The following is a 22,795-nucleotide window of genomic DNA, read 5'->3' as shown; positions in this document are numbered from 1 at the left end:
ATGCACGCCGTGCCGGTCAGTACAGCACCGGCAGGTCCCCGGGCCGTACCCGCACCGTCACCGGCAAGGTGGCCTCGACCTCGCCGTCGGCGCCGTAGTAGACGGGCCGGCTCGCCTCGATGCGCAGTTCCCGGCCGCGCAGGACGCGTACCTCGGGGCGGTCGACGTGGCCGCCGGTCTTCAGCTCGTTCATGAGGGCGAAGAACAGCCGGCGGGGCGCCTCGCGGATCATCACGATGTCCAGCAGCCCGTCGTCGACCCGGGCGCCGGGGGCGATGAGCCGTCCGGAGCCGTAGTAGGGCGAGTTGGCCGCGACGACCGTGTAACCGCGGTGGGTGTGCTCCTCGCCGTCGACGGTGACGCGGTAGTCGGCCGCGCGCCAGCCGGTGACGGCGCGCAGGCCGCCCGCGTAGTAGGAGGCGGAGCCGCGCAGCAGCCGGGCGTGGTTGGCGTGCCGGTTGGCCACGGCGTCGACCCCGGCGTACACGCTGCCGAGGACGACGGTGCGCGCGTGGACGGCCGACTCCACCTCGACGGTGTCGACCGGCCGGGGCTCGGCGCGCAGCAGAATGCCGGCGAGCGCGGCGGGGTCGGAGGGCAGGTTCAGGGCGCGGGCGAAGTCGTTGCCGCGGCCCGCGGGCACCAGGCCGAGGACGGCTCCGGTGCCGCTCAGCGCGCCACCGATGCCGCCGGCGATGCCGTCGCCGCCGACGGCCAGGACGATCCGGCCGCGCTCGCCGGCCCGGCGCGCGAGGTCCTGGGCGTGGGCGAGGCTGTGGCTGTACTCCGTCTCCAGTTCGGCGCCGGCCTCGCGCAGCAGCCGGGCCAGGGGCAGCAGGGTCGCCGCCCCGGTGGAGCCGCCCGCGGTGGGGTTGACGACGGCGGTGAACTGTCGCATCGGTGTGCCTCCGGGGCGGTGACGGGTCGCGCTGAGGGGACGGTGGGGTGGCCGGCGGGCCGGGTCAGTCGGTCAGGCCGTGGTCGGGCAGCAGGACGCCGGGGTTGAGCAGGCCCTCGGGGTCGAGGCGGCGCTTGACCGCGCGCAGGGCAGAGATGCCGAGCGGTCCGGCCTCGCGGACGTACCAGTCGCGGTGGTCGGTGCCGACGCCGTGGTGGTGGGAGATCGTACCGCCGGCGGCGAGCACGGCCTCGTTGGCCGCGTGCTTGGCGGGCTCCCAGTGGGCGACCGGGTCCTCGCCCTGGGCGCTGACGACCGTGAAGTACAGCGAGGCGCCGTTCTCGTACACGTGGGAGATGTGGCACATCACCAGGGGCGGGGTGCCGGCCTCGGTGAGGGTGTCGGTGAGCGCGGTGCGCACGGCGGTGTAGAGGTCGGGGACGCGGGACCAGAAGGCCGCGGTCTCCAGGGTCTCCGCGAAGGCGCCGATGTCGAGAAGCGCGTCGCGCAGGTACGGCGCCGAGAAGCGGCCGTGGGCCCAGCGCTCGCCGGGTTCCGTACCGGCCGGTGTGCCGCCGCAGGCGGTGAGGACGGTGGCGGCCTGCTCCCGGCGGAGCGCGGTGTCCTCGGGCGTGCCCTCGTAGCCCGCGATGGCGAGGCAGCCGGCCGTGCTCTGGCTCAGGTCGCCGCCGATGGAGTCGGGTTGGGCCAGGCCGATGAAGGTCTCGGTCTCGTCGGACAGGCGCAGCACGGTCGGCCGGGGTCCGTCCTGGGCGAGCGTGCGCAGCGCGGCCGCGCCCTCCGCGAAGGACGCGAACCGCCAGCCCTCGTAAACGCACGCCTCGGGGCGGGGGCGGATGCGGACGGTGACGGAGGTGATGACGCCGAAGGCGCCCTCGGAGCCGAGGATCAGCTGGCGCAGGTCGGGTCCGGCGGCGGAGCGCGGGGCGCGGCCGGTCTCGATGGTGCCCTCGGGGGTGGCGAGGGTCAGGCCGAGGACCATCTCGTCGAAGCGGCCGTACCCGGCGGAGGCCTGGCCGCTGGAGCGGGCCGCGGCGAAGCCGCCGATGGTGGCCCACTCGAAGGACTGCGGGAAGTGACCGAGGGTGAAGCCCTGTTCGGCGAGGAGTGCCTCGGCCTCGGGGGCGCGCAGTCCGGGCTGGAGGACGGCGGTGCGCGAGACGGGGTCGAGGTCGAGCAGGGCGTCCATGCGGCGCAGGTCCAGGGCGATGAACGCGCTGCGCTGCGGGGCGAGTCCGCCGACGACCGAGGTGCCGCCGCCGAAGGGGACGACGGCGAGGCCGTGCGCGGCGCAGGCGCGCAGCACGGCGAGCACCTCGTCGTGCGAGCCAGGCAGGACGACGGCCTGCGGGACGTCCGTGACGTCCGCGGCGCGCATGCGCAGCAGGTCGGGCGTGGACTTGCCGCGGGTGTGCCGGAGGCGGCTCTCGCCGTCGGTGCGGACGTGCTCCGCGCCGCCGACGGCCTCGGCGAGCGCCTTGAGCGCGACGGGCGAGGCCGTGGTGGCGGGCACCTGGATGTCGTCGAGCGAGAGGGCGGGGGTGGTGCTGGGCTTGACGCCGAGGAGGTCGCGCAGCAGGCCGGTCACCGAGTCGGGCAGGGGCGCCGCCTTGGCCGGGTCGCCCCAGCCGTTCCACAGCATGTCCATTGAACGGTCGTCCTCACAGGTCGGTGTGCTCGGTTCGGTGCTCGATGTGCTCGGTTCGCGCGACGGCCCGGCGGCCGTTGCCCGGGAGGGTCTTCTCCTGCCGGACCCTCGGGGCGTTACACTGTGACACATGACGCCTATTCGTCACAACGGTTCGGACAACGATCATGTGCTCGACGCGGTACGCGACTGCGTGCTGGCCGTCGGAGTCCGCCGCACCACCCTCGCCGACGTGGCCCGCCGCGCCGGCGTCTCCCGGATGACGCTGTACCGGCGCTGGCCGGACCTGCGGACCCTGGTGGGCGATCTGATGACCCGGGAGTGGATCGACGTCGCCACCCGGGCCATCCCCGAGGTCTCTGACGGCACGGACACCCGCACCCGGATCGTGGACGGGCTGGTGGCGGGCGTCGAGGCGTTCCGGGCCCATCCGCTGTTCCGCAAGATCGTCGACGTCGATCCGGAGCTGCTGCTGCCGTACGTGCTCGACCGGCGCGGAGCGAGCCAGGAGGCCCTGCTCGCGCTGCTGGCCGACGCGCTGCGCGAGGGCCACACGGACGGCTCCGTGCGCTCCGGCCATGTCGAACGGCAGTCCCGCGCACTGCTGTTGACCGTGCAGTCCTTCACCCTGTCCCTGCGCACGATGACCGACGAGGAAGATCCGGAGCTGGACTCCGCCGCCTTCCTCGGCGAGCTGCGCACCCTCCTGGAGAGGATCCTCACGCCATGAGCCACACCAGGACCGACGCCGGCTCGTCGCTCGACGCATCGCGACGGGCCCGGGAACTGAGCGAGGCCGCGGACGGCAGGGTGGTGGACGTCCTGGTCGTCGGGCTCGGCGCCACCGGTGCCGGAGTCGCGCTGGACGCGGCGGCGCGCGGACTGGACGTGGTCGCGGTGGACGCCCACGACCTGGCCTTCGGCACCTCCCGGTGGAGCTCGAAACTCATCCACGGCGGGCTGCGCTACCTGGCCTCCGCGCAGTTCGACGTCGCGCACGAGAGCGCCGTCGAGCGCGGGGTGCTGATGACGCGTACGGCCCCGCACCTGGTGTCGGCCCAGCCGTTCGTCCTGCCGCTGACCCCGCTGGTCTCCCGCGCCCAGGCCTCGCTGGCATGGGCCGGGCTGCGCGCCGGGGACGTGCTGCGCCTCGCCGCCCGGACCCCGCGCCAGGTCCTGCCCGCCCCGCGCAGGCTCACCGGGACGGAGGCCCGGCATCTCGCGCCCTCGGTCCGCCCGGCCGGGCTGCGCGGCGGGCTGCTGTCCTGGGACGGCAAGGTGACCGACGACGCCCGGCTGGTCACCGCGCTCGCGCGGACGGCCGCCGCGCACGGGGCCCGGGTGCTGACCCGGGTCCGGGCACTGGAGCTGACCGGCACGGGCGCCCGGATCCGCGACGAACTGACCGGCGAGGAGGGCGGCATCAGGGCCCGCGCCGTGATCAACGCGAGCGGGGTGTGGGCGGGCGACCTCGTCGAGGGCATCCGGATCCGCCCCTCCCGCGGCACCCACCTCGTCCTGCGCTCGGAGCGGCTCGGCTCGCTGCCGGCCGGCCTGCACATCCCGATCCCCGGCGAGACCAACCGCTTCGTGCTGGTCCTGCCGCAGGGCGACGGCCGGGTGTACGTCGGCCTCACCGACGAGCCGGTCGAGGGCGACATCCCGGACGTGCCCGAGGTGCCCGAGACCGACATCGGTTTCCTGCTGGACGTGCTCGGCTCCGCCCTGGACGCGCCGGTGACCCGGGACGAGGTCGTCGGCGCCTTCGCCGGGCTGCGCCCCCTGCTGGACACCTCCGGCCACGACGGCCGCGACGGGGAAGCGGCCCGCACCTCCGACATCTCCCGTCGGCACGCGGTGCTGACGTCCCCCGACGGCGTCACGACGATCGTCGGCGGCAAGCTCACCACCTACCGGCGGATGGCGCAGGACGCCGTGGACGCCGCGACCGCCGCCCGGGGTCTGCACGCCGCCCCCTCCCGCACCGCCGCGCTGCCCCTGGTCGGCGCCGCCTCGCCCGCGCGGCTGCGCGCCCTGCCCGCACCGCCGCGCCTGGTCCGCCGCTACGGCACCGAGGCCGAGGCCGTCCAGGCCCTCTCGTCCCGGGACCCCGCACTGGCCGAGCCGGTGCTGCCGGGCCATCCGGTCACCCGGGCCGAACTGGTGTGGGCGGCCCGGCACGAGGGCGCGCTGGACGAATCCGACCTGCTGGACCGGCGCACCCGCATCGGCCTGGTCCCGGAGGACCGCGCCGAGGCGCTCGGCGTGGCACGTGAGGCGCTGGCGGAGGCGGCGGCCGTACGGTCCTGACCCTCCGGCCCGCCCCGGACGGGTCTGGAGCGGGGCGGGGGTGGCGGCACCGACGCGCCGGCGGTGACCCGGGCGGTGCCGATAGGGAGGGCGGCCGTACCGTCCTGGACCGCCGGTCGGCGGCAGGGCGTCACGGGGCGGGTCACAGCAGGCGGCGGATGTCGCCGCGGACGCGGTAGAAGCCGCCGGCCGCCGGGTGCAGGGCGTCCACCACGTAGCGGGCGCCCGGTTCCCGTATCGCGCGCGGGAACTGGACGTTCCAGGAGGTGTCGTAGCCCTCGGACACCACGTGCACCCGCATCCGGCCGCCCTGCTGGACGCACTCGACCACGACCGATCCGACGGGAGCCCGGTCGACGGTGGACACCGCGGCCACGGCGGTGGCGGGCTGGTAGGTCGGCAGGGCGGCGGCGAGCTTGACGTCCCGCGCCACCGGCACCGTGCCCTGCTGGGCCGCCGAGATCGCCGCCTCGCTCGCGTCGACGCACACCAGCGAGCCGTCGGTGGTCACCAGGTACAGGCGCTCGTCGCGGTACTGCATCGACAGCGCCGAGCCGCTGCCCGTGCCGAGCCTCCACAGCCGGGTGCCGTCCTGGTCGAAGCAGTAGACGGACGAGGCGGCGTCCCCGGCGAAGACGAACCGGCCGCCCGGTGAGGTGGCGCAGGAGTAGACGGCGCCGTCACAGGCGTACGTCGCCTCGATCCGGCCCGTGGCCTTCGACAGCCGCTGGACCACGTGGTGCCCGGTGCCCGCGTAGACGGCGTCGTCCTCCTGCCAGCCGAACAGCACACTGCCCCGGGTGGCCGTGTGCCACAACTCGCCGCCGCCGTCCGGCGCGTAGGCGGTGACGCCGCGGTGGTGGCCGTGGTAGACGGCGCGGTCGTCGGCGCGGACCATCCAGGCGTGCTCGCCCTGGCTGCGGCGGGACCACTGGTGTTCGTCCTCGTGGTCGATGACGGTGAGCCGGCCCGCGCGGTCCGAGACGTTCAGCACGCCCTCGTGGATGTCCAGCCAGAAGATGTCGACGTCGGCGGCGATGTCGTACGCGGCGAACGGGAGCTTGGAGGACAGGTCGTAGACCTTGCCGTCGTCGCAGCCGGCGTAGATCCAGAAGTCGTCGGCGACCAGGCACTTCACGCCGTCCGGCAGGCCGAACCGGGCGAGCACGACGCCCTCGTGGTCCAGGGTGTAGACGTCACCCGCCTGGTTGCCCACCCAGCAGCGGTCGTCGTCGACATGGATGCCGAACGCGGACGAGCCGGTGCGAAAGCGCCACAGCACCGGGGCCACGGCGCGGGCGGTCGACGGGGCGGAGCTGACCTGACGCCGGGTCACCGCGCGCGGGGCGCGCTGCCCCTGGACGGCCGGGGCGTATCCCTTGCGGACCTTCTCCCCCACCTTCCTCGCGGCGGCCGCCTTGGCCTTCTCCACGGTCGGGAACGTCGTCGTCTGGGCCTGTCCGGCGGCACCGATCCTGCCGTAACGCACCGTCACCACCAGGCCGTCGACAGTGACTTCGTAGAACTTGTGGGCGCCGCCGCCCTCCTGCGACAGCTCCAGATACGTCGTCGACACCGCGGACGCCGTGGACATGGCAGACCCCTCCCCAGGATGGACCCGTGGCCGTTCCCGCAGGTCCTCACTGGTCACAACCGTAGAGGCCACCACTGACAACGGGCCGGTGCCTAGCTCTCGGCCGTCCCGCCCGGCGACAACGCACCCATCCCTCCCATCAGTTGGCGCAGACAGTGGAGCGCGAGGGCGGCCGGGGAGCCCCTGCCCGTGACGTCCGCCTCCGTGTCGGCCCAGGTCTCCAGGGCGATGCGGATCGCGTCCGTGGCGGCCGCTGCCACCAGGCGCACCTGTACCGCCTCCAGGTGCCCGTCCGCGAGGCGGGCGACGACCGGCACGAGACGCTCCTCGGACTCCTGGTTGACGCGGTACCAGACCGCGCGCAGCGCGGGATCGTCGGCGGCGGCACGCAGCAGCCCCCGGGTCCGCAGCAGCGCCCGGGCGGCATCCTCGTCCGGTGCCGCCAGCGATTCCTCCACGGCGGCCTCAAGTGCCCGGGACAGCCCGGTGCCCGGTTCGGCCGACTCCAGCAGCGCCCGCCACCGGTCGGCACCGGCGGCGAGCAGCGGGCTCACCGCGTCCTGCTTGGAGCGGAAGTACCGGTAGAAGGTCCGCAGCGCGACCCCCGCGTGCCGGGCGATCTCCTCGGCCGTCGTCGCGTGCGGGCCCTGGGCGGCGAAGAGCTCGGCCGCGGCGTGCGCGATCTCGAGTTGGGTGGCGGCCTTGCGGCGCTCGGTCAGGGAGGTGGGCGGCGCGCTGCTCGCCCCGGACGGCTTGGTGCTCACCCCAGAAGGGTACGGCCCGACAGCACGCCACGGCACGCAATGACGAAGTGGCAAACTATGCCATCGAGGCGTAACGTGAAGCGCATGGGGACGCCGGCGGGCAGGAGATCCGGCGTCGCGAAGGCTCCGCCGTACAGCGACGGGGCGGGCAGGAGAAGACATGAACCGCTACGAAGGCCGCCGCGCACTGATCACCGGCGGCGGCTCGGGCATCGGCCAGGCCACCGTGCTGCGCCTGCTCGCCGAGGGCGGCACCGTCGTGGCCGCCGATGTGAGCGAGCGGGGCCTGAAGGACACACTGGCCAAGGCGGGAGCGCACGCGGACCGCCTCACCACGCTCGTCGTGGACGTCGCCGACGAGACCTCCGTACGCGAGGGCGTCACCGCCGCGGTCTCCGCGCTCGGCGGGCTGGACGTGCTGGTCAACGCGGCGGGGATCCTGCGCTCCTCGCACACCCACGAGACGACCCTTGACGACTTCACCCGCATCCTCCAGGTCAACCTCGTCGGCACGTTCCTCGTCATCCGCGAGGCCGTACCGGCACTGCTGGCGGGCCGCGACGCGGCGGTGGTCAACTTCAGCTCCACCTCGGCGACGTTCGCGCACCCCTACATGGCGGCGTACGCGGCGAGCAAGGGCGGGATCCAGTCCATGACCCACGCCCTCGCCGCCGAGTACGCGAAGCGGGGCATCCGCTTCACCGCCGTCCAGCCCGGTTCCATCTCGTCCGGCATGACCGACGGCAGCGGCGCCAGCGGACAGAGCGTCGGTCCGGGGCTGCCCGCGGACGCCGATATGTCGCTGTTCGCCAAGCTCTCCCCGGCACTCGGACAGGGCTTCGCCGGTCCCGAGACGGTCGCCTCCGTCGTCGCGATGCTCGCCTCACAGGACGGCGGGTTCATCACCGGCGCCGAGATCCGCGTCGACGGCGGCACCCACTTCTGAATGCGGGAGGCCGCACCGTGCTGCCGACTCCCGCGATGCGGCCCGCCGCGCGGCGGTACGGCCGTCAGGAGCCGAGGAGTTCGACGAACCGCTCGATGTCGATGTTGCCGCCGGAGGCGATGACGCCGACGCGCGGCGGGAGGCTGTCGACGCGGCCCGCCAGGAGTGCGGCCAGGCCCGTGGCGCCGCTGGGTTCGAGGACGATCTTGAGGCGTTCGAAGGCGAACCGCATGGCGGTGATGATCTCCGCGTCGCTGACCAGCGCGATACCGTCGACCAGGCGCTGGTTGATCGGGAAGGTGAGCTCGCCGGGCGTCGGCAGCGCCTGCCCGTCGGCGATGGTCCGGGGGACGGGCCGGGTGACGCGGACGCCTCTCTCCAGCGACTGCTTGGTGTCGTCCCCCGCCTCGGGCTCCACGCCGAGGACCCGGATCGCGGGGTGCAGCGCCTTGGCCGCCGTGGCGCTGCCGGCGATGAGTCCGCCGCCCCCGACGGGCACGAGGAGGGCATCCAACGGGCCGGTCTCCTCCAGGAGTTCGAGGGTCGCGGTGCCCTGGCCGGCGATGACCTGCGGGTGGTCGTAGGGCGGGATGAGGGCGAGACCACGCTCCTCGGCGAGAGCGTGGCCGAGCGCGGTGCGGTCCTGGGTGTAGCGGTCGTAGGTCACGATCTCGGCCCCGTACCCGGCGGTGGCCTCGCGCTTGGCGCGGGGGGCGTCCTCGGGCATCAGGACGACGACGGTGGTGCCCAGTTCGCGGGCGGCGAGGGCGGTGGCCTGGGCGTGGTTGCCGGAGGAGTAGGCGGCGACGCCCTTGGCCAGCTGCTCCGGCGGGAGCTGGGCGATCGCGTTGTAGGCGCCGCGGAACTTGAAGGCGCCGACCCGCTGGAAGTTCTCGCACTTGATGAACACCTCCGCGCCGACGAGGGAGTTCAGGGTGCGCGAGGTGAGGACGGGGGTGCGGTGGGCGACGCCCGCGAGGCGTGCGGCGGCGGCACGGACGTCGTCGAACGTGACGGGTGAAGCGGCGGCCATGGCGAGATCCTCTCCCGGTGCGTCATTTCGCATAGTTGTAGACGGTGGCCCGGGAGACGCCGAGCAGGTCCGCGATGGTCTGCGCGGCGTCGCGCGAGTCGAAGTACCCGTCCTGGTACAGCTGTCGTACGAGCGTCTTCTTGTCCTCCCGGCCCAGCGACCGGGGCGTGGCGCCGCGTTGCGCGGACAACTCCTCGACGGTGCGCCGCAGTTCGCGGGCGGTGCGGTCGCGCAGGGTCTCCAGCGGGCGCTCGCCGTGCGCGGTGTCCGTGGCGACGAGGTTCGAGAGGGCGCGTGTGACGGGCGACAGGACGGAGATGTCGAGGTTGAGGCAGAGCGCGGCGACGTACTCCCCCTCGGCGTTCCTGATGCCGATGGACGTGCTCTTCGCGGGGCGGCCGTCCGGGAAGCGGTTGGGGTAGTTCTGGACGACGCTCGGGAAGTCCGGGTCGGCGATGCGCGCGAGTCCCAACTCGGTGGCGGAGTCGCCGACCTGACGTCCCGACAGATCGTTCTCGATCACCCGGATGGCATGCCGCGGGTCCCGCAGGTCGTGCAGCACCACCTCGCACAGGCCCGGAAACATCCGCCCGAGCGCCACGGCGATCTTCTCGACCTCCCGGACGAGGTGCTCGTCGGACTCCGCCGCCACCTCACTCACCAGCCCCGCCACTTGGAATGATTTTCCAATACTGTACACGAATTCCAAATGCGCGCCGCAGGACGGGTTCGTACGGGCGCACCCCCCGAGGGCGCGGGCTCAGTGGCCGCTGATCCCGCGCGGTGTGTACGGCTCCTCCAGCCGCCGCACCTCTTCGTCGGTGAGCCTCAGGTCGAGGGCCGCGACGGCGTCTTCGAGGTGGTGGGCCTTGGTGGCGCCGACGATGGGGGCGGTGACGCCCGGGCGGGAGGCGACCCAGGCCAGGGCCACCTGGGCCCGCGGGACACCGCGGCTCTCGGCGATCGCCGCGACGGCGTCGACGATGCGCTTGTCGTCGGGCTGGTAGAGGTTGCGCAGGATGGCGTCCGACTCGCTGCGGGCACTGCCGGCGTCCCAGTCCCGGGTGAGCCGTCCGCGGGCGAGCGGGCTCCACGGGATCACCCCGACGCCCTGGTCCGCGCAGAGCGGCAGCATCTCGCGCTCCTCCTCGCGGTAGAGGAGGTTGTAGTGGTTCTGCATGCTGACGAACTTCGTCCAGCCGTGCAGCTCGGCGGTGTGCTGGAGCTTGGCGAACTGCCAGGCGTACATCGAACTCGCCCCGATGTAGCGGGCCTTGCCCGCCCTGACCACGTCGTGCAGGGCCTCCATCGTCTCCTCGACCGGGGTGCGGGGGTCGAAGCGGTGGATCTGGTAGAGGTCCACGTAGTCGGTGCCGAGCCGGCGCAGGCTGTGGTCGATCTCGGCCATGATCGCCTTGCGGGACAGCCCGGACCGGTTGGGCCGCTCGCTGCGCGCCGCGCCGTTCTCCACCGCGAAGAACACCTTGGTGGCGATCACGACGTCCTCGCGCCGTGCCATCTCGCCGAGTGCCCGGCCGACGATCTCCTCGCTGGTGCCGGCCGAGTAGCTGTTGGCGGTGTCGAAGAAGGTGATCCCCGCGTCCAGGGCCTGGCGGATGAACGGGCGGGCGACGTCCTCGGCCAGCGTCCACGGGTGCGGACCCCGGTCGGGAACGCCGTAGCTCATGCAACCGAGCGCCAGCCGCGAGACCTCCAGGCCGCTCGCGCCGAGCTTTGCGTACTCCATGGTTCGGTTCCCCTCGTCGGTGCCGGTCCCGCCACGCACCCCGGCGCGTGTCCGGGGACGGGGCGGGCCTGCTCCATCGGTACGAGCGTGATCGTACCGATGGACGTACGGCGACCCGAGGGGCGTACGGCGACCGGCCCGGCGGACTCGAACGCCCCCGCCCGCACTCCACGACGCCGTCCGGGCCGAGGGTGTGCCGACGGCGTGCGGTCAGCCGGCCAACTGCGGGTACAGCGCCGCCAGGTCGCCGGAGAGGCCCGCCTTCACGTTCCGGGTGAGCTCGTCGGCCAGCACTTCGTACGCCCCGGTCTCGACGCCGTCGAGCGCGAGGGAGGCGACGTCGTGCGGTGTGGACTTGGGGGCGTCCACGGCCGCGGCCATGTCGGTGTCGATGTAGCCGACGTGCAGCCCCGTCACCCCGATGCCACGTGAACTCAGCTCCAGGCGCAGGGAGTTGGTCTGGGACCAGAAGGCGGCCTTGGTGGCGCTGTAGGAGCCGGCGAGCCCGAGCCAGGAGAGCACGGAGTGCACGTTGAGGAGGTGTCCGCCGCCATTGCGCTCCAGGACCGGGACGAAGGCCCGGGTGACCAGCAGCGGGCCGTAGAAGTTGGTCTCGAACTCCCGCCGTACGACATCGATTTCAGCGTCGAGGAAGGAGTGCGCACCGAACGAGACACCCGCGTTGTTGATCAGGACCGTGACGTCCTGCGCCTGCGCGGCGGCCGCCGCGACGGAGGCCGGGTCGGTGACCTCCAGGGCGAGCGGAACGGCGTCCGGGTGGGTCACGGTGCGCGGGTCCCGGGCCGTGGCGTACACCTTGGCGGCTCCGCGCGCGTACAGCTCCTCCACCAGCGCCTTGCCCAGGCCCCGGCTGCCGCCGGTGACCAGGGCGACGGAGTTCTTGATCGCGGTCATGTCGTCTCCAGAGGAAGTCACACGTGGAAACCGATCGGTTTCCCATCGGTCGCCCCCCACGGTAAACCGATCGGTTTCCAACTTCAAGTGCGCACCGAAACCACCCCCTCGCCGCCCCGTCCACTACTCTTCCAGTGAGTTTGATTTTCCAACCCACCAGGAGGAGGCCGCATGAGCGAGCAGCGCAGGGCAGAGGGAGCGGGGAGCCGGAAGCTGCCCGCCCGCCTGGCCGCCCACCCGTCCGTACGGGCCGTACTGGCATCCCGCGCGAACGCCGCTCCGGCACCCGCGCCACCGGTGATCGACGCGGACTGGCTGCGCGCGCTCTGCCTGGAGGCCGGTGCGGACGACGCCGCGGCGGTGAGCCTGGACCACCCCGACCTCGCCGGGGAGCGGGACCATGTCCTGGCCGCCCTGCCGGGCACGCGCGCGCTGGTCTCGCTCATGGTCCGGATGAACCGTGACAACACCCGCTCACCCGCGCGCAGCGTGGCCAACCAGGAGTTCCACCAGACCGACGAACAGGTCAACGCCGCCGCCCGCAGGGTGGTCCGGGCCCTGGAGGACGCCGGCCACCGCGCGCTCAATCCGTCCGCCGGGTTCCCGCAGGAGATGGAGCGTTTCCCCGGCCGTATCTGGGTCGTCGCGCACAAGACGGTCGCCGTGGCCGCGGGCCTGGGCGTCATGGGGCTGCACCGCAATGTCATCCACCCCCGGTTCGGCAACTTCGTGCTGCTCGCGACCGTGCTCGTGGACGCCCCGGTCAGCGCGTACGGCCGGCCGCTGGACTACAGCCCCTGCGTGGACTGCAAGTTGTGCGTCGCGGCCTGTCCGATCGGCGCCATCGGCAAGGACGGCTCGTTCGACGCCCTGGCCTGCACGACCCACAACTACCGGGAGTTCATGAGCGGCTTCACCGACTGGGTGCAGACCGTGGCCGACAGCGCGGACGCGGCCGACTTCCGCTCGCGGGTGACCGACCCGGAGAACGCCTCGATGTGGCAGAGTCTCGCGTTCAAGCCGAGCTACAAGTCCGGCTACTGCCTGGCCGTGTGCCCCGCCGGCGAGGACGTGCTGGGCCCGTACCTCGACGACCGCAAGGCCTATCTGGAGACCGTTCTGCGCCCGCTCCAGGACAAGACGGAGACCCTCTACGTCCTGCCGGGCTCCGACGCCCAGCGGTACGCCGAGCGCCGCTTCCCGCACAAGCCGGTCAAGGAGGTCTCCGGCGGCTGGCGGCCCCCCGCCGGGCGCCGTCCCGTCGAGCGGCGCGCCGACGGGGAGCGCCCGGAGTCCCCCGGCCCGCGCTGAGCACCACCACCCGCCGGGCAGCCCTCGTCACCCGGGCGGCCCGTCTCCGCTGGCCGTCGCGCGTCCGGTGGCGGAGGGTCTGAACAAGATCGGTGGGTCGATGCCTCGTCCGACCGGTCGCCGAGTCGCCCCTCCCTGTCCGTGACGACGTGCCGAGGCGGGCCGACCCACCGGGGGGCGGGGAGCGATCAATCCATGCGCTCGGGTAGTTCCCCGCCCTCTCCCACCATCCCGGGATCCACACGGCCCCTCCCGGGATCCACACGACACCCCCTGGCCGCCGCGCCGCAGGAAGCGAATCACCGGGTGCCCGTCCGCGGTGGTGACCGCGGCGTCGACGCCGTAGACCCGCTTGATCAGACCGGTGGTCAGGACGTCGCCGGGCGGGCCCTCGGCGACCGCCCGGCCGCTGTGCAGCACGAGCAGCCGGTCGCAGTACATCGCGGCGAGGTTGAGGTCGTGCAGGGCGATCACCGTGGTGACCGGCAGGCTCGCGACGAGGTCCAGCAGATCGAGCTGGTGCTGGATGTCGAGGTGGTGGGGCGGCTCGTCCAGAAGCAGTCCGCGGGGTTCCTGGGCCAGGGCGCGCGCGATCCGGGTGCGCTGGCGTTCGCCGCCGGACAGGGTGTGCCAGGACTGCTCGGCGCAGTCTGTGAGACCGGTGCGGTCCAGCGCCTCGGTGACGGCCCGCGTGTCCGCGGGACCGGCGGCCGCCCAGGCGCGGCGGTGCGGGATCCGGCCGAGGGCGACGACGTCGCGGACGGTCAGCTCGGTCTGGGTGTGCGCGTGCTGCTCGACGGTGGCGACGCGCCGGACACAGCCGTCGGCGGGCGGAACTGTGGGCACGAGCGGGGTAGTTGATATGGGAAGCTTTGGCCAATCGTTCACGGGACCGAGGCCGTGACGGTCGGGGAGAGGAGCCCACTGTGACTCAGGACGGCGGCCAGGCCGTGCACATCGACACCAGCAAGCCGCATCCCGCGCGCATCTACGACTACCTCCTGGGCGGCAAGGACAACTACGAGGTGGACCAGCAGGCGGGCGACCAGCTCGCCGCGGCGGCGCCCGAGGTATGGATCTCCGTGCGCGCCAACCGCGCCTTCCTGCACCGTGCGGTGCGCTACGTCGTCGACAGCGGTGTCCGCCAGATCCTGGACATCGGCACCGGCCTGCCCACCTCCCCGAACGTGCACGAGGTCGCCCAGGAGCTGGCGCCGGACGTGCGCGTCGCCTACGTCGACAACGACCCGATCGTGAAGGCACACGCCGACGCGCTGCTCAGCCGGGCCGGCACGACCAGCATCGTGCTCGCCGACCTGCGCGATCCGCAGTCCGTCATCGATCATCCGGAGGTCCGCCGGATCATCGACTTCGGCCGGCCGGTCGCCCTGTTCCTCGTCGCCATCCTCCACTTCATCCGTGACGCGGACGAGCCCGAGCGGATCGTGGCCACCCTGCGCGACGCGCTGCCGGCCGGGAGCTTCCTCGTCCTCTCGCACGCGACGGGCGACTTCGCCGACGACCGCAGCGACGCCGAGGCCGTCTACAACGGCGCCACCGCCACCATGAACCTGCGCTCCCGCGACCGGGTCGAGCGGTTCTTCGACGGCCTCGAACTGGTCGAACCCGGCCTGACCCAGGTCCCGTTCTGGCGCCCGGACACCACCCCGCCGGCCGGCTCCGAGGAGATCGGCTTCTACGGCGCCGTGGCCCGGAAGAACGCCTGAGCACGGCGTGTCCGGCGCAGGGCCGAGCCCGTGCCGGACACACGCACGGTCGCCGGGCGGGCCCCGCGTTCGGCGTCCCGCCCGGTGCACGGGTGGTGCGGGTGCCGTACCTCGACGCCGACGCATGTGTGGCCGGCCCCTTCGAGGAGGCGGCCGTCGGCCTGCCACGCGAGGCGAGGAGACCTGCGCCGCTCTCGTGCGCGACCGGTGCCCGACGGGTGTCGTGGACGAGACGGCGGGAGTGCCGGTGCGGTGGGGGCTCGGTCCGAGGGCGGCCGCGTTCGGCTTCGGCCGGCACTGTTCGCCCCGCCCGTTCGCCCATACCGGAGGCAGTGCCTGCGTTGTCCCGGCGGCCCCCGACGCCGGGGGGAGGATCGCGGCGCACGGCAACGGCAACGCCCCGGTCACCGAACGTGCCCGTCGCGACCACGCACGGTGCACGCCGGGATGCACGTACCTCGGGCCGGCCGCACCCGGGGGACGGGCGGTGCCCGCCTGGCGCCGGGCCTCGGCCACATGTGAGCACCGCCCGTCGTAGGGGGGTCCGCCCGCTTGGTGGGTGCCGTCCGATGGTGCGACGCTGGGTGGAGAGGTGACCGACCCCGGGGAGTCCTGGAGGGCCGATGGGACGTGACGTCCCGGCGCTCGTCTTCACCCGCGAGGACCGCCGCCGGTACCGGATCAAGATGCACGGGTGCCTCGACGCGCTGGCGCAGATGCTGCGCGAGCAGCGGTTCGAGTCCGAGCGGCCCCAGGTGGGCCTGGAGATAGAGCTGAACCTGGTGGGCGACGACGCAGAGCCGGCGATGCGCAACAGCGATGTGCTCCAGGCCGTCTCCGACCCCGCCTGGTCCACCGAACTGGGCCGCTTCAACCTGGAGATCAACGTCCCGCCCCGGCGGCTGACGGCGGGCGGCCCCGACGCGTGGGAGGCCGAGATCCGCGCCGCGCTGAACCACGCCGACGAGCGGGCCCGCACGGTCGGCACCCGGCTGATCATGATCGGGATCCTGCCCACGCTGCGCCAGGAGGACATCGGCGAGGGCGCCCTGTCGGAGAACCCCCGCTACCGCCTGCTCAACGACCAGATCTTCGCGGCCCGGGGCGAGGACCTGCGCATCGAGGTGGACGGCGCCGACCGGCTGCGGACCTACGCGGACACGATCACCCCGGAGGCGGCCTGCACCAGCACCCAGTTCCATCTCCAGGTCTCCCCGGAGGAGTTCGCCGCCTACTGGAACGCGGCGCAGGCGATCGCCGGCGTCCAGGTGGCGCTCGCGGCCAACTCCCCCTTCCTGTTCGGCAAGGAGCTGTGGCACGAGACCCGTATCCCGCTGTTCGAGCAGGCCACGGACACCCGCCCGGAGGAGATCAAGGTGCAGGGCGTACGGCCCCGGGTGTGGTTCGGGGAGCGGTGGATCAACAGCGTCTTCGACCTGTTCGAGGAGAACCTGCGCTACTTCCCGGCCCTCCTCCCGCTGTGCGACGAACAGGACCCGGCCGAGACCCTGGACCGGGGTGACGTCCCCGAGCTCGGTGAACTCACCCTGCACAACGGCACGATCTACCGCTGGAACCGCCCGGTGTACGCCGTCACGCACGACGTGCCGCACATCCGGGTGGAGAACCGGGTGCTGCCGGCCGGCCCGACCGTCGCCGACACACTCGCCAACGGCGCCTTCTACTACGGTCTCACCCGGGCCCTGACCGAGGAGGACCGGCCGGTGTGGTCGCGGATGTCGTTCGCGGCGGCCGAGGACAATCTGCACACCGCCGCCCGGCACGGCATCGAGGCCCTGCTGTACTGGCCCGGGATGGGCGAAGTCCCGGTGCCGGAACTGGTGTTGCGCCGGCTGCTGCCGCTGGCGCACCGGGGGCTCGCGCTCTCCGGCATGGACGAGGCGTGGCGCGAGCCGCTGCTCGGCATCATCGAGCAGCGCTGTGTGACCGCGCGCAACGGCGCGGTGTGGCAGAAGGAGACGGTCCACCACCTCGACGCCACCACGCACACCAGCCGCCACGAGACACTGCGCCGGATGACCCAGCTCTACATCGACTACATGCACCTCAACGCTCCGGTGCACACCTGGCCGGTGGACTGATCCGGCTCAGCCGCGGCCGCTCAGCAGATTGACGGCCCGGGCGAAGGCCGAGTCCCGGTTCTTGGCGAACTCCTCCTTGGTGAAGACCGGTTCGGTCAGCTGCGGCGGAATGCCGGTGCCGTCGAAGGTGCGCCCGGTGCGGGTCAGGTACTCCTCGTCGGGCAGGCCGAAGACGAGCCCGTCGGGCAGGTTGCGCATCAGGACGTCAGAGAACACGCCCTGGGTGGGCTGTCCGATGCGCACGGTCCGTGCGGGCCGGCCGATGAGCGCCTGGGTGAAGGTCTCTCCGGCGCTGACCGTGGAGCCGCCGGTGAGGACGGCGACCGGGCCGGTGTAGCGGGGCGCGTCGGCGGGGACGACGGACACGGGTTCGGGCCGGGTGTGCCGGGCGGGGTCGGCCGGGTCGTTGCGGGCGCGCTTGGCGTACGCGGTGTAGGGCGTGTCCGTCAGCCGCCGGGCGATCCGGATGCCGAGGCTGTCGGCCCCGCCGCCGTTGACACGCAGATCGATGACGAGCCCCTTGAGCCGCTTCGTCCGACGGGCGTCGAGCACGGTGTTCAACGCCCGGTCCAGTTCGGCCTGTTCGGCGGTGTACGGCGCGTTCTCGCCGGCGTATCCGCCGAAGCCGGAGATGCGCAGATAGCCGAGGTCGCCCGGCAGGTCGGCGTAGGTGATCCGGCCGGCGCCGAAGTCCTGGCGGTGGGCGGCGTCCTTGAGATCGCGGGCGACGATGAAATTCTTGACCTTCGCGTCGAGTTCCTCGCTCGGCATCTCGGTGCCGGGGCGCACCTCGGCGAACCGACGGTGGCCGTCGATGACGCCGACATGGGCGTCGTACAGCGGGCGCACCATCCGGCTGAGGATGGTGAAGAGCTGATCCTTGGTGGTGTCCCGGTGGACCAGCGGCCGGTAGCGGTCGCGTACGGCGTGCCAGTCGATGCCCTTGGCGGCGAAGAACGGGTAGTTCTCCTCGAAGGTCTGCCAGAAGACGTCGAAGGCGGTGCGCGGGTCGGTGGACGCCGGGCGTGCGCAGTCGGCGGGCAGGGCGGGCAGGCGGCGCAGCTGCCGGTGTCCCACCGAGCTGTCGGCGGCGAACAGCGCGTGATTGCGGTCGCGCTGGATCCGTACGGTCAGCACCGAGCCGTCGGCCGTGAGGTAGGTGCCCGGTCCGGTCCGCCGCGAGGTGTCGCCCTTGAGACAGCTGACGGACGTCGTCTGATACTCCTGGAGCACTCCCCCGCCGGCGACGAGGACGGTGCCGTAGCCGTCGACACGCCACACGCCGTCGGTGCCGGGCGGGCCGGCCTGGGCGGCGGCCGCGGCCGGTACGGCTGTGGCGGCGAGGGCCAGGACGGCGACGGTGGCCGTGAGGGTACGCACGATGGGTTCCTTCCGGTTCGGTGCACGCCGGCCTCCACCGTCGCCGCACCGCCCCTTGCCGCACCATCCGGTGTCCCGGTGCACCGGCACGGGGGACAGCCCCCGTACGCGCCTCACCCGGACCGGTGCACGCCGTTCAGGGGGACGCGCCGCGCGGTCAGTGTGCGGTGGCTGATCCGCCAGCCGTCGGGGGTGCGGACGAGGAAGTCGTCGTAGGTGAGGGAACCGCAGGTGCCGTCCGCCCGGACGCCGAGCCCCTTGGAGCGGGCGCGGACCCGGCCGTCCGGCTCCTCCCGCACGACGACGTTGGTGACGTGATGGGCGACGGGGTTGCCGTCCCCGAGCGCCAGCGCCGCCTGTCGGAGAGCGGCCAAGCCCACCAGCGGGTCCTGGCCGAAGTCGGACATGTCGTAGACAACGTCCGGGGTGAACAGCTCGCCCAGGCGGTCGAGCTGTCCGTCGTCCACGAGGTGACCGTGCAGCGCGATCAACTCCCCGATGGCGACCCGGTCTTCGAGCTCCAGCGTCATGTGCTTCCCCCTCGGCCGACTCCTGCCCGGATGCCCTGGTCGGGTGCTCCCGCTACGCCGCGCCCGGACACGGCGGCGCGTCCGGCAGATGGGTCTTGGCCCAGTCTCCCAGTTGCCGCAGCGCGGGCTCCAGGGCGGCACCCGCCTCGGTCAGGCGGTAGGAGACCCGCAGCGGCGGGCCCTCGTCGACCTCACGCACGACGAGACCGGCGGCGCCGAGTTCGGCGAGCCGGTCGGACAGCATGCGTTCGCTGATGCCGGGGACGGCCCGGCGCAGGTCCGCGAAGTGTGCGGGCTGCTCCACCAGGACGGAGACGATGGGACCGCTCCAGCGCTTTCCCAGCAGCTGGAAGACACGGGTGATGCTGTCGTCCACCCGCTTGCACATCTCACTGCCGTGGTTCTGCTCCGCCGCCATGTGATCAGGGTACTACTCCACCGTAGGGAGGTGAAAAAAAGTAAGCCCCTGTGCTATTAATAGTTAGGTACGAAACTTCAGCCCGGGACGTCCGTGCCGGGCTGCCTTGATCAGTTTCCTGGAGTTCCCCATGGCCACCCTGCTGCACATCGACTCGTCTCTCTTCCCGGCCGAGATCTCGTCCTCCCGCGCCGTGACCGCGGCCTTCCGCAAGCACTGGGAGGAGCAGCACCCCGAGGGCACGGTCGTCTACCGCGACCTGAACGCGCAGCCCGTCCCGCACATCACCGCCGCCTCGCACACCGCCGGCTTCGTGGACCCCGCCGCCCACACGCCCGAGCAGGCCGCCGCCTTCGCCGAGCGCGTCCGGCTGATCGAGGAGCTGGAGCAGGCGGACGCGGTGCTGATCGGCGCGCCGATGTACAACTTCACGGTCCCCTCGACCCTGAAGGCCTGGCTGGACAACGTGATCCTGATGGGCCGCACGGCGGGCGAGACCCAGTCCGCCAAGGGCACCCCGGTGACCGTCGTCGCGAGCCGCGGCGGCTCGTACGAGCCGGGCACCCCGCGCGAGGACTTCGAGTACGTGCGCAACTACCTCGGTGCCGCCCTCGGCGCGGGCCTCGGTCTGGACGTCGACTTCATCGTCCCGGAGCTGACGATGGCCCCGCAGAACCCGGCGATGGCCGAGCTGGTCCCGCTGTACGAGGCCTCCCGCGACCGCGCCCTGGAGCAGGCCGCCGCGAAGGCCGGACAGCTCGTGGAGCGCCTGGCCGCCTGAGCCCGCCCCCTCCGACCCGGGTACCGCCGACGAGGGCGGGCCCGGGTCGACGTGTGTGCGTGCGCGAAGACCGTGCCGGACGGAGCGACGTCGACCGCGGTGCCCGCCAGGACGGTCAGCCGCGCGTCGCGGCGCCGCAGGTGCACGCCGACGGTGACGGTGAGCGCCGCGAGCGGGGCCGGTACGGCGGTGCGGGTGACCGGCAGGTCGCGCAGATCGCCCCGCCGGTCACGGACGGTACGGGACCGAGGCCGGCGGTACGGCGGCGGCGACCAGGCCATGAGCAGGACCTCGAAGGACCGTCGCGGACGGGGACGCGTCACGGCCGGCGGCAGGAGACCAGTCGGTGCCAACGACCGTACGACGTTGCAGGATGTACCGTGCACGTACCTGCTCGACGCCCCGTGATCATGGACACCCGAGGAGAGTCACCCGTTGTCCGCGAGCTACTTCGAACGCATCGATCCGCAGCACTACAAGCCCACGGCACACGCGAGCGGTGCGTGGGACACCGACGAGATGCACTTCAGCCCGCTCGCCGGGCTCGTCGTCCACGCGATCGACGGGTATCTCGCCGAGCGGCCGCGGCAGGGCTCGCTGCTGGTCTCCCGGATCAGCTTCGACATCCTGGGGCGGCTCGCGCTGGACGAGTGCGAGATCCGGGTGGAGTCGATCCGGCCCGGCCGCACCATCGAACTGCTCGAAGCGGTCGTGGACATCGCGGGACGGACGGCCGTACGGGCCCGCGCCTGGCTGCTGGCCGAGGGGGACACCCGTGCCGTGGCCGGCGGCGGTGACGCCCGCCTCACCCCGCCGCCGGACGCGATCGCCGCGCGGTCGCTGGGCTCCGTCTGGCCCGGCGGACACTGCGCGTCCGTCGACTTCCGGCCGCTCGCTCGCGCGGAGCCGGGCCGCGCCACGGCCTGGATCTCCACACACCTCGACCTCGTCGCCGGCGAACCGAGCAGCCCGCTCGCGTCCTACGTCGCCCTGATCGACACCGCCAACGGCATCGCCGTACGACGCTCGCCGACCGAGTGGATGTTCCCCAACGTCGACCTGACGATCCACCTCCACCGCCGACCGGAGGGCCGCTGGGTCGGGTTGGACACCACGGTCGTCTTCGGCCCGACCGGCCAGGGCCTGACCAGCTCCGTCCTGCACGACCTGACGGGCCCGGTCGGCCAGGCCCAGCAGACCCTCACCGTGCGCCCGCTGCCTGGCGCGTGACCCTCCACCGCGCGGGCGGCCCCCGAGGCCCTGATCGGATGACATACGGTGCTGTCATGCGCGTCGACTACTCGCCCGAGTCCCTGGGGGCAGGGGCGTTCTACCGTCTGCTCACGTCCGTCGTCGTGCCCCGGCCGATCGCCTGGGTCTCGACCCTCGCGCCGGACGGCGAGACGGCGAACCTGGCTCCGCACTCGTTCTTCACCGTCGCCTGCACCGATCCGCCCGTCGTCCAGTTCACCGCGGTCGGCCGCAAGGACTCGCTGCGCAACGTCGAGGACACCGGGGAGTTCGTCGTCAACCTCGCCCCCGAACCGCTCCTCGCCGAGATCAACGCCACCGCGACCGAATTCCCCCGGGACCAGGGCGAGTTCGAGGCCGTGGGCATCGAGCGGGAGCCCTCGCTGCGGGTGCGGCCGCCGCGGGTCGCCGCGTCCCCGGTCGCCCTGGAGTGCACGCTGCACTCGACGCTGCGCCTCGGGAACTCGACGGTGGTGTTCGGCCGGGTCGTGCACGCCGCCGTCCGCGAGGACGTGCTGGTGGACGGCGGGCCGGACATCGGCCGTCTGCGTCCCCTCGCGCGCCTGGGCGGGAACGAGTGGGCCACCGTCGGCGAGGTCCACGAACTGGCCCGCGTGCCGTACCGGGGGCGTGCCTGACCGTCCGCCTCAGGCCAGCACCAGCACCAGGGGCACGCCCGCGCACGGCACGAGGCCGAGGCCGTCGTGCGTGCCGGGGCGTGCCGTGCCGAGCAGGTCCCCGAAGCGCGGGCCCCGGGTGAGGGAGCCGGCCAGACGGGCCGGGTCGGCGGAGGCGGCCACCCGGCCCCGCGCGTTCACCAGATGCGCGGGCCGGGGCAGGCTCCGCAGCAGCGGCAGGACGGCCGCCTCGAAGTGCCGCAGATACACGTCGGCGGCGGCCACTCCGGCGAACCGGCCCTGGACGAGGACCGGTTCGGACAGCGTGAGGCTGTACTCGTCGGAGCAGAGGTAGTCGACGTAGGGTCCGGCGACGGCCCGGCGCCCGGTGTCCCGGGGCAGCGCGAACCAGTCCCAGTGGGTGTAGTCGGCGTACGCCGACTGCCCGGAGTCGAGGTCGAGGTGGAGCGGGCGCACCGCGCCGTCGGCGCCCGACTGCCACCACTCCAGCCAGGCGGGTACGTCGCCGAGCAGGCCGGGCGCCGCGACGAAGCCGGCGCCGGAGACCAGGTCCTCGTGGGTCAGCTGCCGGTGCAGTCCGGGGCGCAGGGCGGCGAGGTCGGCGCTGGCGGGCCGCCGTTCCTCGGCGGTCGCCCGGCGCAGCAGGTCCTCGGTCTCGGCGCGGATCGCGGCGACCGTGTCGAAGACGGCCTCCAGCGCGCCGCCCACCTGCGCGGCCACCCACGTCTCCGGGTCCGTGTCCAGGGTGGCGAGCGGGGGGCTCCAGCCCATGGTGTCCTCC

General features: G+C 73.1%; 21 protein-coding genes and 1 pseudogene. 9 read left to right on the top strand and 13 right to left on the bottom strand.

All coding sequences use genetic code 11. The annotated features are described in order from the left end of the window. Positions 1-16: 16 nt before the first annotated feature. Both AC4OXY_RS43765 and AC4OXY_RS43760 read right to left on the bottom strand, forming a co-directional pair. Positions 17-898 carry a diacylglycerol kinase family protein gene (locus tag AC4OXY_RS43765; RefSeq protein ID WP_356033299.1) on the bottom strand — a complete coding sequence of 294 codons (882 nt, stop codon included), beginning with the start codon at positions 896-898 and terminating at the stop codon, positions 17-19. Between the two features lie 64 nt (positions 899-962). Continuing rightward, positions 963-2,567 (bottom strand): FAD-binding oxidoreductase, encoded by a 1,605-nt coding sequence (locus AC4OXY_RS43760; RefSeq protein WP_376291708.1) that lies wholly within the window; start codon positions 2,565-2,567, stop codon positions 963-965. Between the two features lie 130 nt (positions 2,568-2,697). Between AC4OXY_RS43760 and AC4OXY_RS43755 the strand changes: the two genes are divergently transcribed. Continuing rightward, entirely contained in the window at positions 2,698-3,297 is a 600-nt protein-coding gene (locus AC4OXY_RS43755; RefSeq protein ID WP_376291706.1) for a TetR/AcrR family transcriptional regulator, read from the top strand. Further along, positions 3,294-4,877, top strand: a complete 1,584-nt coding sequence (locus tag AC4OXY_RS43750; RefSeq protein ID WP_491992504.1) for a glycerol-3-phosphate dehydrogenase/oxidase — start codon at positions 3,294-3,296, stop codon at positions 4,875-4,877. Before AC4OXY_RS43755 ends, AC4OXY_RS43750 begins: the two co-directional genes overlap by 4 nt. Positions 4,878-5,019: 142 nt before the next feature. Here AC4OXY_RS43750 and AC4OXY_RS43745 read toward each other — a convergent pair whose 3' ends face one another. After that, the gene (locus AC4OXY_RS43745; RefSeq protein WP_491992503.1) at positions 5,020-6,471 is read right to left on the bottom strand and encodes a WGR domain-containing protein; all 1,452 of its coding nucleotides are present in this window, start codon (positions 6,469-6,471) and stop codon (positions 5,020-5,022) included. Positions 6,472-6,563: 92 nt separating this feature from the next. After that, entirely contained in the window at positions 6,564-7,235 is a 672-nt protein-coding gene (locus tag AC4OXY_RS43740) for a TetR/AcrR family transcriptional regulator (RefSeq protein ID WP_491992502.1), read from the bottom strand. A 160-nt stretch (positions 7,236-7,395) separates the two neighbouring features. Between AC4OXY_RS43740 and AC4OXY_RS43735 the strand changes: the two genes are divergently transcribed. Next, entirely contained in the window at positions 7,396-8,181 is a 786-nt protein-coding gene (locus AC4OXY_RS43735; RefSeq protein ID WP_491992501.1) for an SDR family NAD(P)-dependent oxidoreductase, read from the top strand. A 64-nt stretch (positions 8,182-8,245) separates the two neighbouring features. Here the strand turns inward: AC4OXY_RS43735 and AC4OXY_RS43730 are convergent, their stop codons facing one another. From AC4OXY_RS43730 to AC4OXY_RS43715, 4 genes are all read right to left on the bottom strand, one after another. After that, positions 8,246-9,214: a threo-3-hydroxy-L-aspartate ammonia-lyase gene (locus AC4OXY_RS43730; protein WP_491992500.1), complete on the bottom strand. Its 969-nt coding sequence runs from the start codon at positions 9,212-9,214 to the stop codon at positions 8,246-8,248. 22 nt (positions 9,215-9,236) lie between these two features. Further along, positions 9,237-9,875 carry a helix-turn-helix transcriptional regulator gene (locus AC4OXY_RS43725; RefSeq protein WP_491992499.1) on the bottom strand — a complete coding sequence of 213 codons (639 nt, stop codon included), beginning with the start codon at positions 9,873-9,875 and terminating at the stop codon, positions 9,237-9,239. Between the two features lie 99 nt (positions 9,876-9,974). Continuing rightward, complete coding sequence (locus AC4OXY_RS43720; RefSeq protein WP_356033277.1) at positions 9,975-10,961, bottom strand: aldo/keto reductase; 987 nt, start codon at positions 10,959-10,961, stop codon at positions 9,975-9,977. Between the two features lie 210 nt (positions 10,962-11,171). After that, entirely contained in the window at positions 11,172-11,876 is a 705-nt protein-coding gene (locus tag AC4OXY_RS43715) for an SDR family oxidoreductase (RefSeq protein ID WP_376291693.1), read from the bottom strand. A gap of 171 nt (positions 11,877-12,047) precedes the next feature. Between AC4OXY_RS43715 and AC4OXY_RS43710 the strand changes: the two genes are divergently transcribed. Then, positions 12,048-13,187 carry a (4Fe-4S)-binding protein gene (locus AC4OXY_RS43710; protein ID WP_356033271.1) on the top strand — a complete coding sequence of 380 codons (1,140 nt, stop codon included), beginning with the start codon at positions 12,048-12,050 and terminating at the stop codon, positions 13,185-13,187. Between the two features lie 279 nt (positions 13,188-13,466). On the opposite strand, the pseudogene AC4OXY_RS43705 reads toward AC4OXY_RS43710, so the two are convergent. Next, positions 13,467-14,000, bottom strand: a pseudogene (locus tag AC4OXY_RS43705) (ABC transporter ATP-binding protein); the annotation flags it as partial. A 113-nt stretch (positions 14,001-14,113) separates the two neighbouring features. Here AC4OXY_RS43705 and AC4OXY_RS43700 point away from each other — a divergent pair. Both AC4OXY_RS43700 and AC4OXY_RS43695 read left to right on the top strand, forming a co-directional pair. Beyond that, positions 14,114-14,914 carry an SAM-dependent methyltransferase gene (locus tag AC4OXY_RS43700; protein ID WP_402065702.1) on the top strand — a complete coding sequence of 267 codons (801 nt, stop codon included), beginning with the start codon at positions 14,114-14,116 and terminating at the stop codon, positions 14,912-14,914. A 623-nt stretch (positions 14,915-15,537) separates the two neighbouring features. Continuing rightward, the gene (locus AC4OXY_RS43695) at positions 15,538-17,016 is read left to right on the top strand and encodes a glutamate-cysteine ligase family protein (RefSeq protein ID WP_356033265.1); all 1,479 of its coding nucleotides are present in this window, start codon (positions 15,538-15,540) and stop codon (positions 17,014-17,016) included. A 6-nt stretch (positions 17,017-17,022) separates the two neighbouring features. Here AC4OXY_RS43695 and AC4OXY_RS43690 read toward each other — a convergent pair whose 3' ends face one another. From AC4OXY_RS43690 to AC4OXY_RS43680, 3 genes are all read right to left on the bottom strand, one after another. After that, a complete protein-coding gene (locus tag AC4OXY_RS43690) occupies positions 17,023-18,396 on the bottom strand; it encodes a S41 family peptidase (protein WP_491992498.1) in 1,374 nt (457 codons plus the stop codon). A gap of 113 nt (positions 18,397-18,509) precedes the next feature. Then, a complete protein-coding gene (locus AC4OXY_RS43685; protein WP_491992497.1) occupies positions 18,510-18,926 on the bottom strand; it encodes a nuclear transport factor 2 family protein in 417 nt (138 codons plus the stop codon). A 52-nt stretch (positions 18,927-18,978) separates the two neighbouring features. After that, complete coding sequence (locus tag AC4OXY_RS43680; protein ID WP_356033257.1) at positions 18,979-19,344, bottom strand: winged helix-turn-helix transcriptional regulator; 366 nt, start codon at positions 19,342-19,344, stop codon at positions 18,979-18,981. A 130-nt stretch (positions 19,345-19,474) separates the two neighbouring features. Between AC4OXY_RS43680 and AC4OXY_RS43675 the strand changes: the two genes are divergently transcribed. The 3 genes from AC4OXY_RS43675 (at position 19,475) to AC4OXY_RS43665 (ending at position 22,014) form a co-directional block, all read left to right on the top strand. Continuing rightward, on the top strand, positions 19,475-20,125 hold the full coding sequence (locus tag AC4OXY_RS43675; protein ID WP_356033254.1) for an FMN-dependent NADH-azoreductase: 651 nt from the start codon (positions 19,475-19,477) through the stop codon (positions 20,123-20,125). Between the two features lie 435 nt (positions 20,126-20,560). After that, positions 20,561-21,355 carry a thioesterase family protein gene (locus AC4OXY_RS43670; protein ID WP_491992496.1) on the top strand — a complete coding sequence of 265 codons (795 nt, stop codon included), beginning with the start codon at positions 20,561-20,563 and terminating at the stop codon, positions 21,353-21,355. A 56-nt stretch (positions 21,356-21,411) separates the two neighbouring features. Then, positions 21,412-22,014 (top strand): flavin reductase family protein, encoded by a 603-nt coding sequence (locus AC4OXY_RS43665; protein ID WP_491992495.1) that lies wholly within the window; start codon positions 21,412-21,414, stop codon positions 22,012-22,014. 9 nt (positions 22,015-22,023) lie between these two features. Here the strand turns inward: AC4OXY_RS43665 and AC4OXY_RS43660 are convergent, their stop codons facing one another. Then, the gene (locus AC4OXY_RS43660; RefSeq protein WP_362822455.1) at positions 22,024-22,785 is read right to left on the bottom strand and encodes a cache domain-containing protein; all 762 of its coding nucleotides are present in this window, start codon (positions 22,783-22,785) and stop codon (positions 22,024-22,026) included. Positions 22,786-22,795: the final 10 nt, after the last annotated feature.

The organism is Streptomyces sp. HUAS MG56, assembly GCF_058673395.1.
The sequence above is the reverse complement of the archived record's forward strand: the minus strand, read 5'-3'. Positions and strand labels throughout refer to the sequence as shown.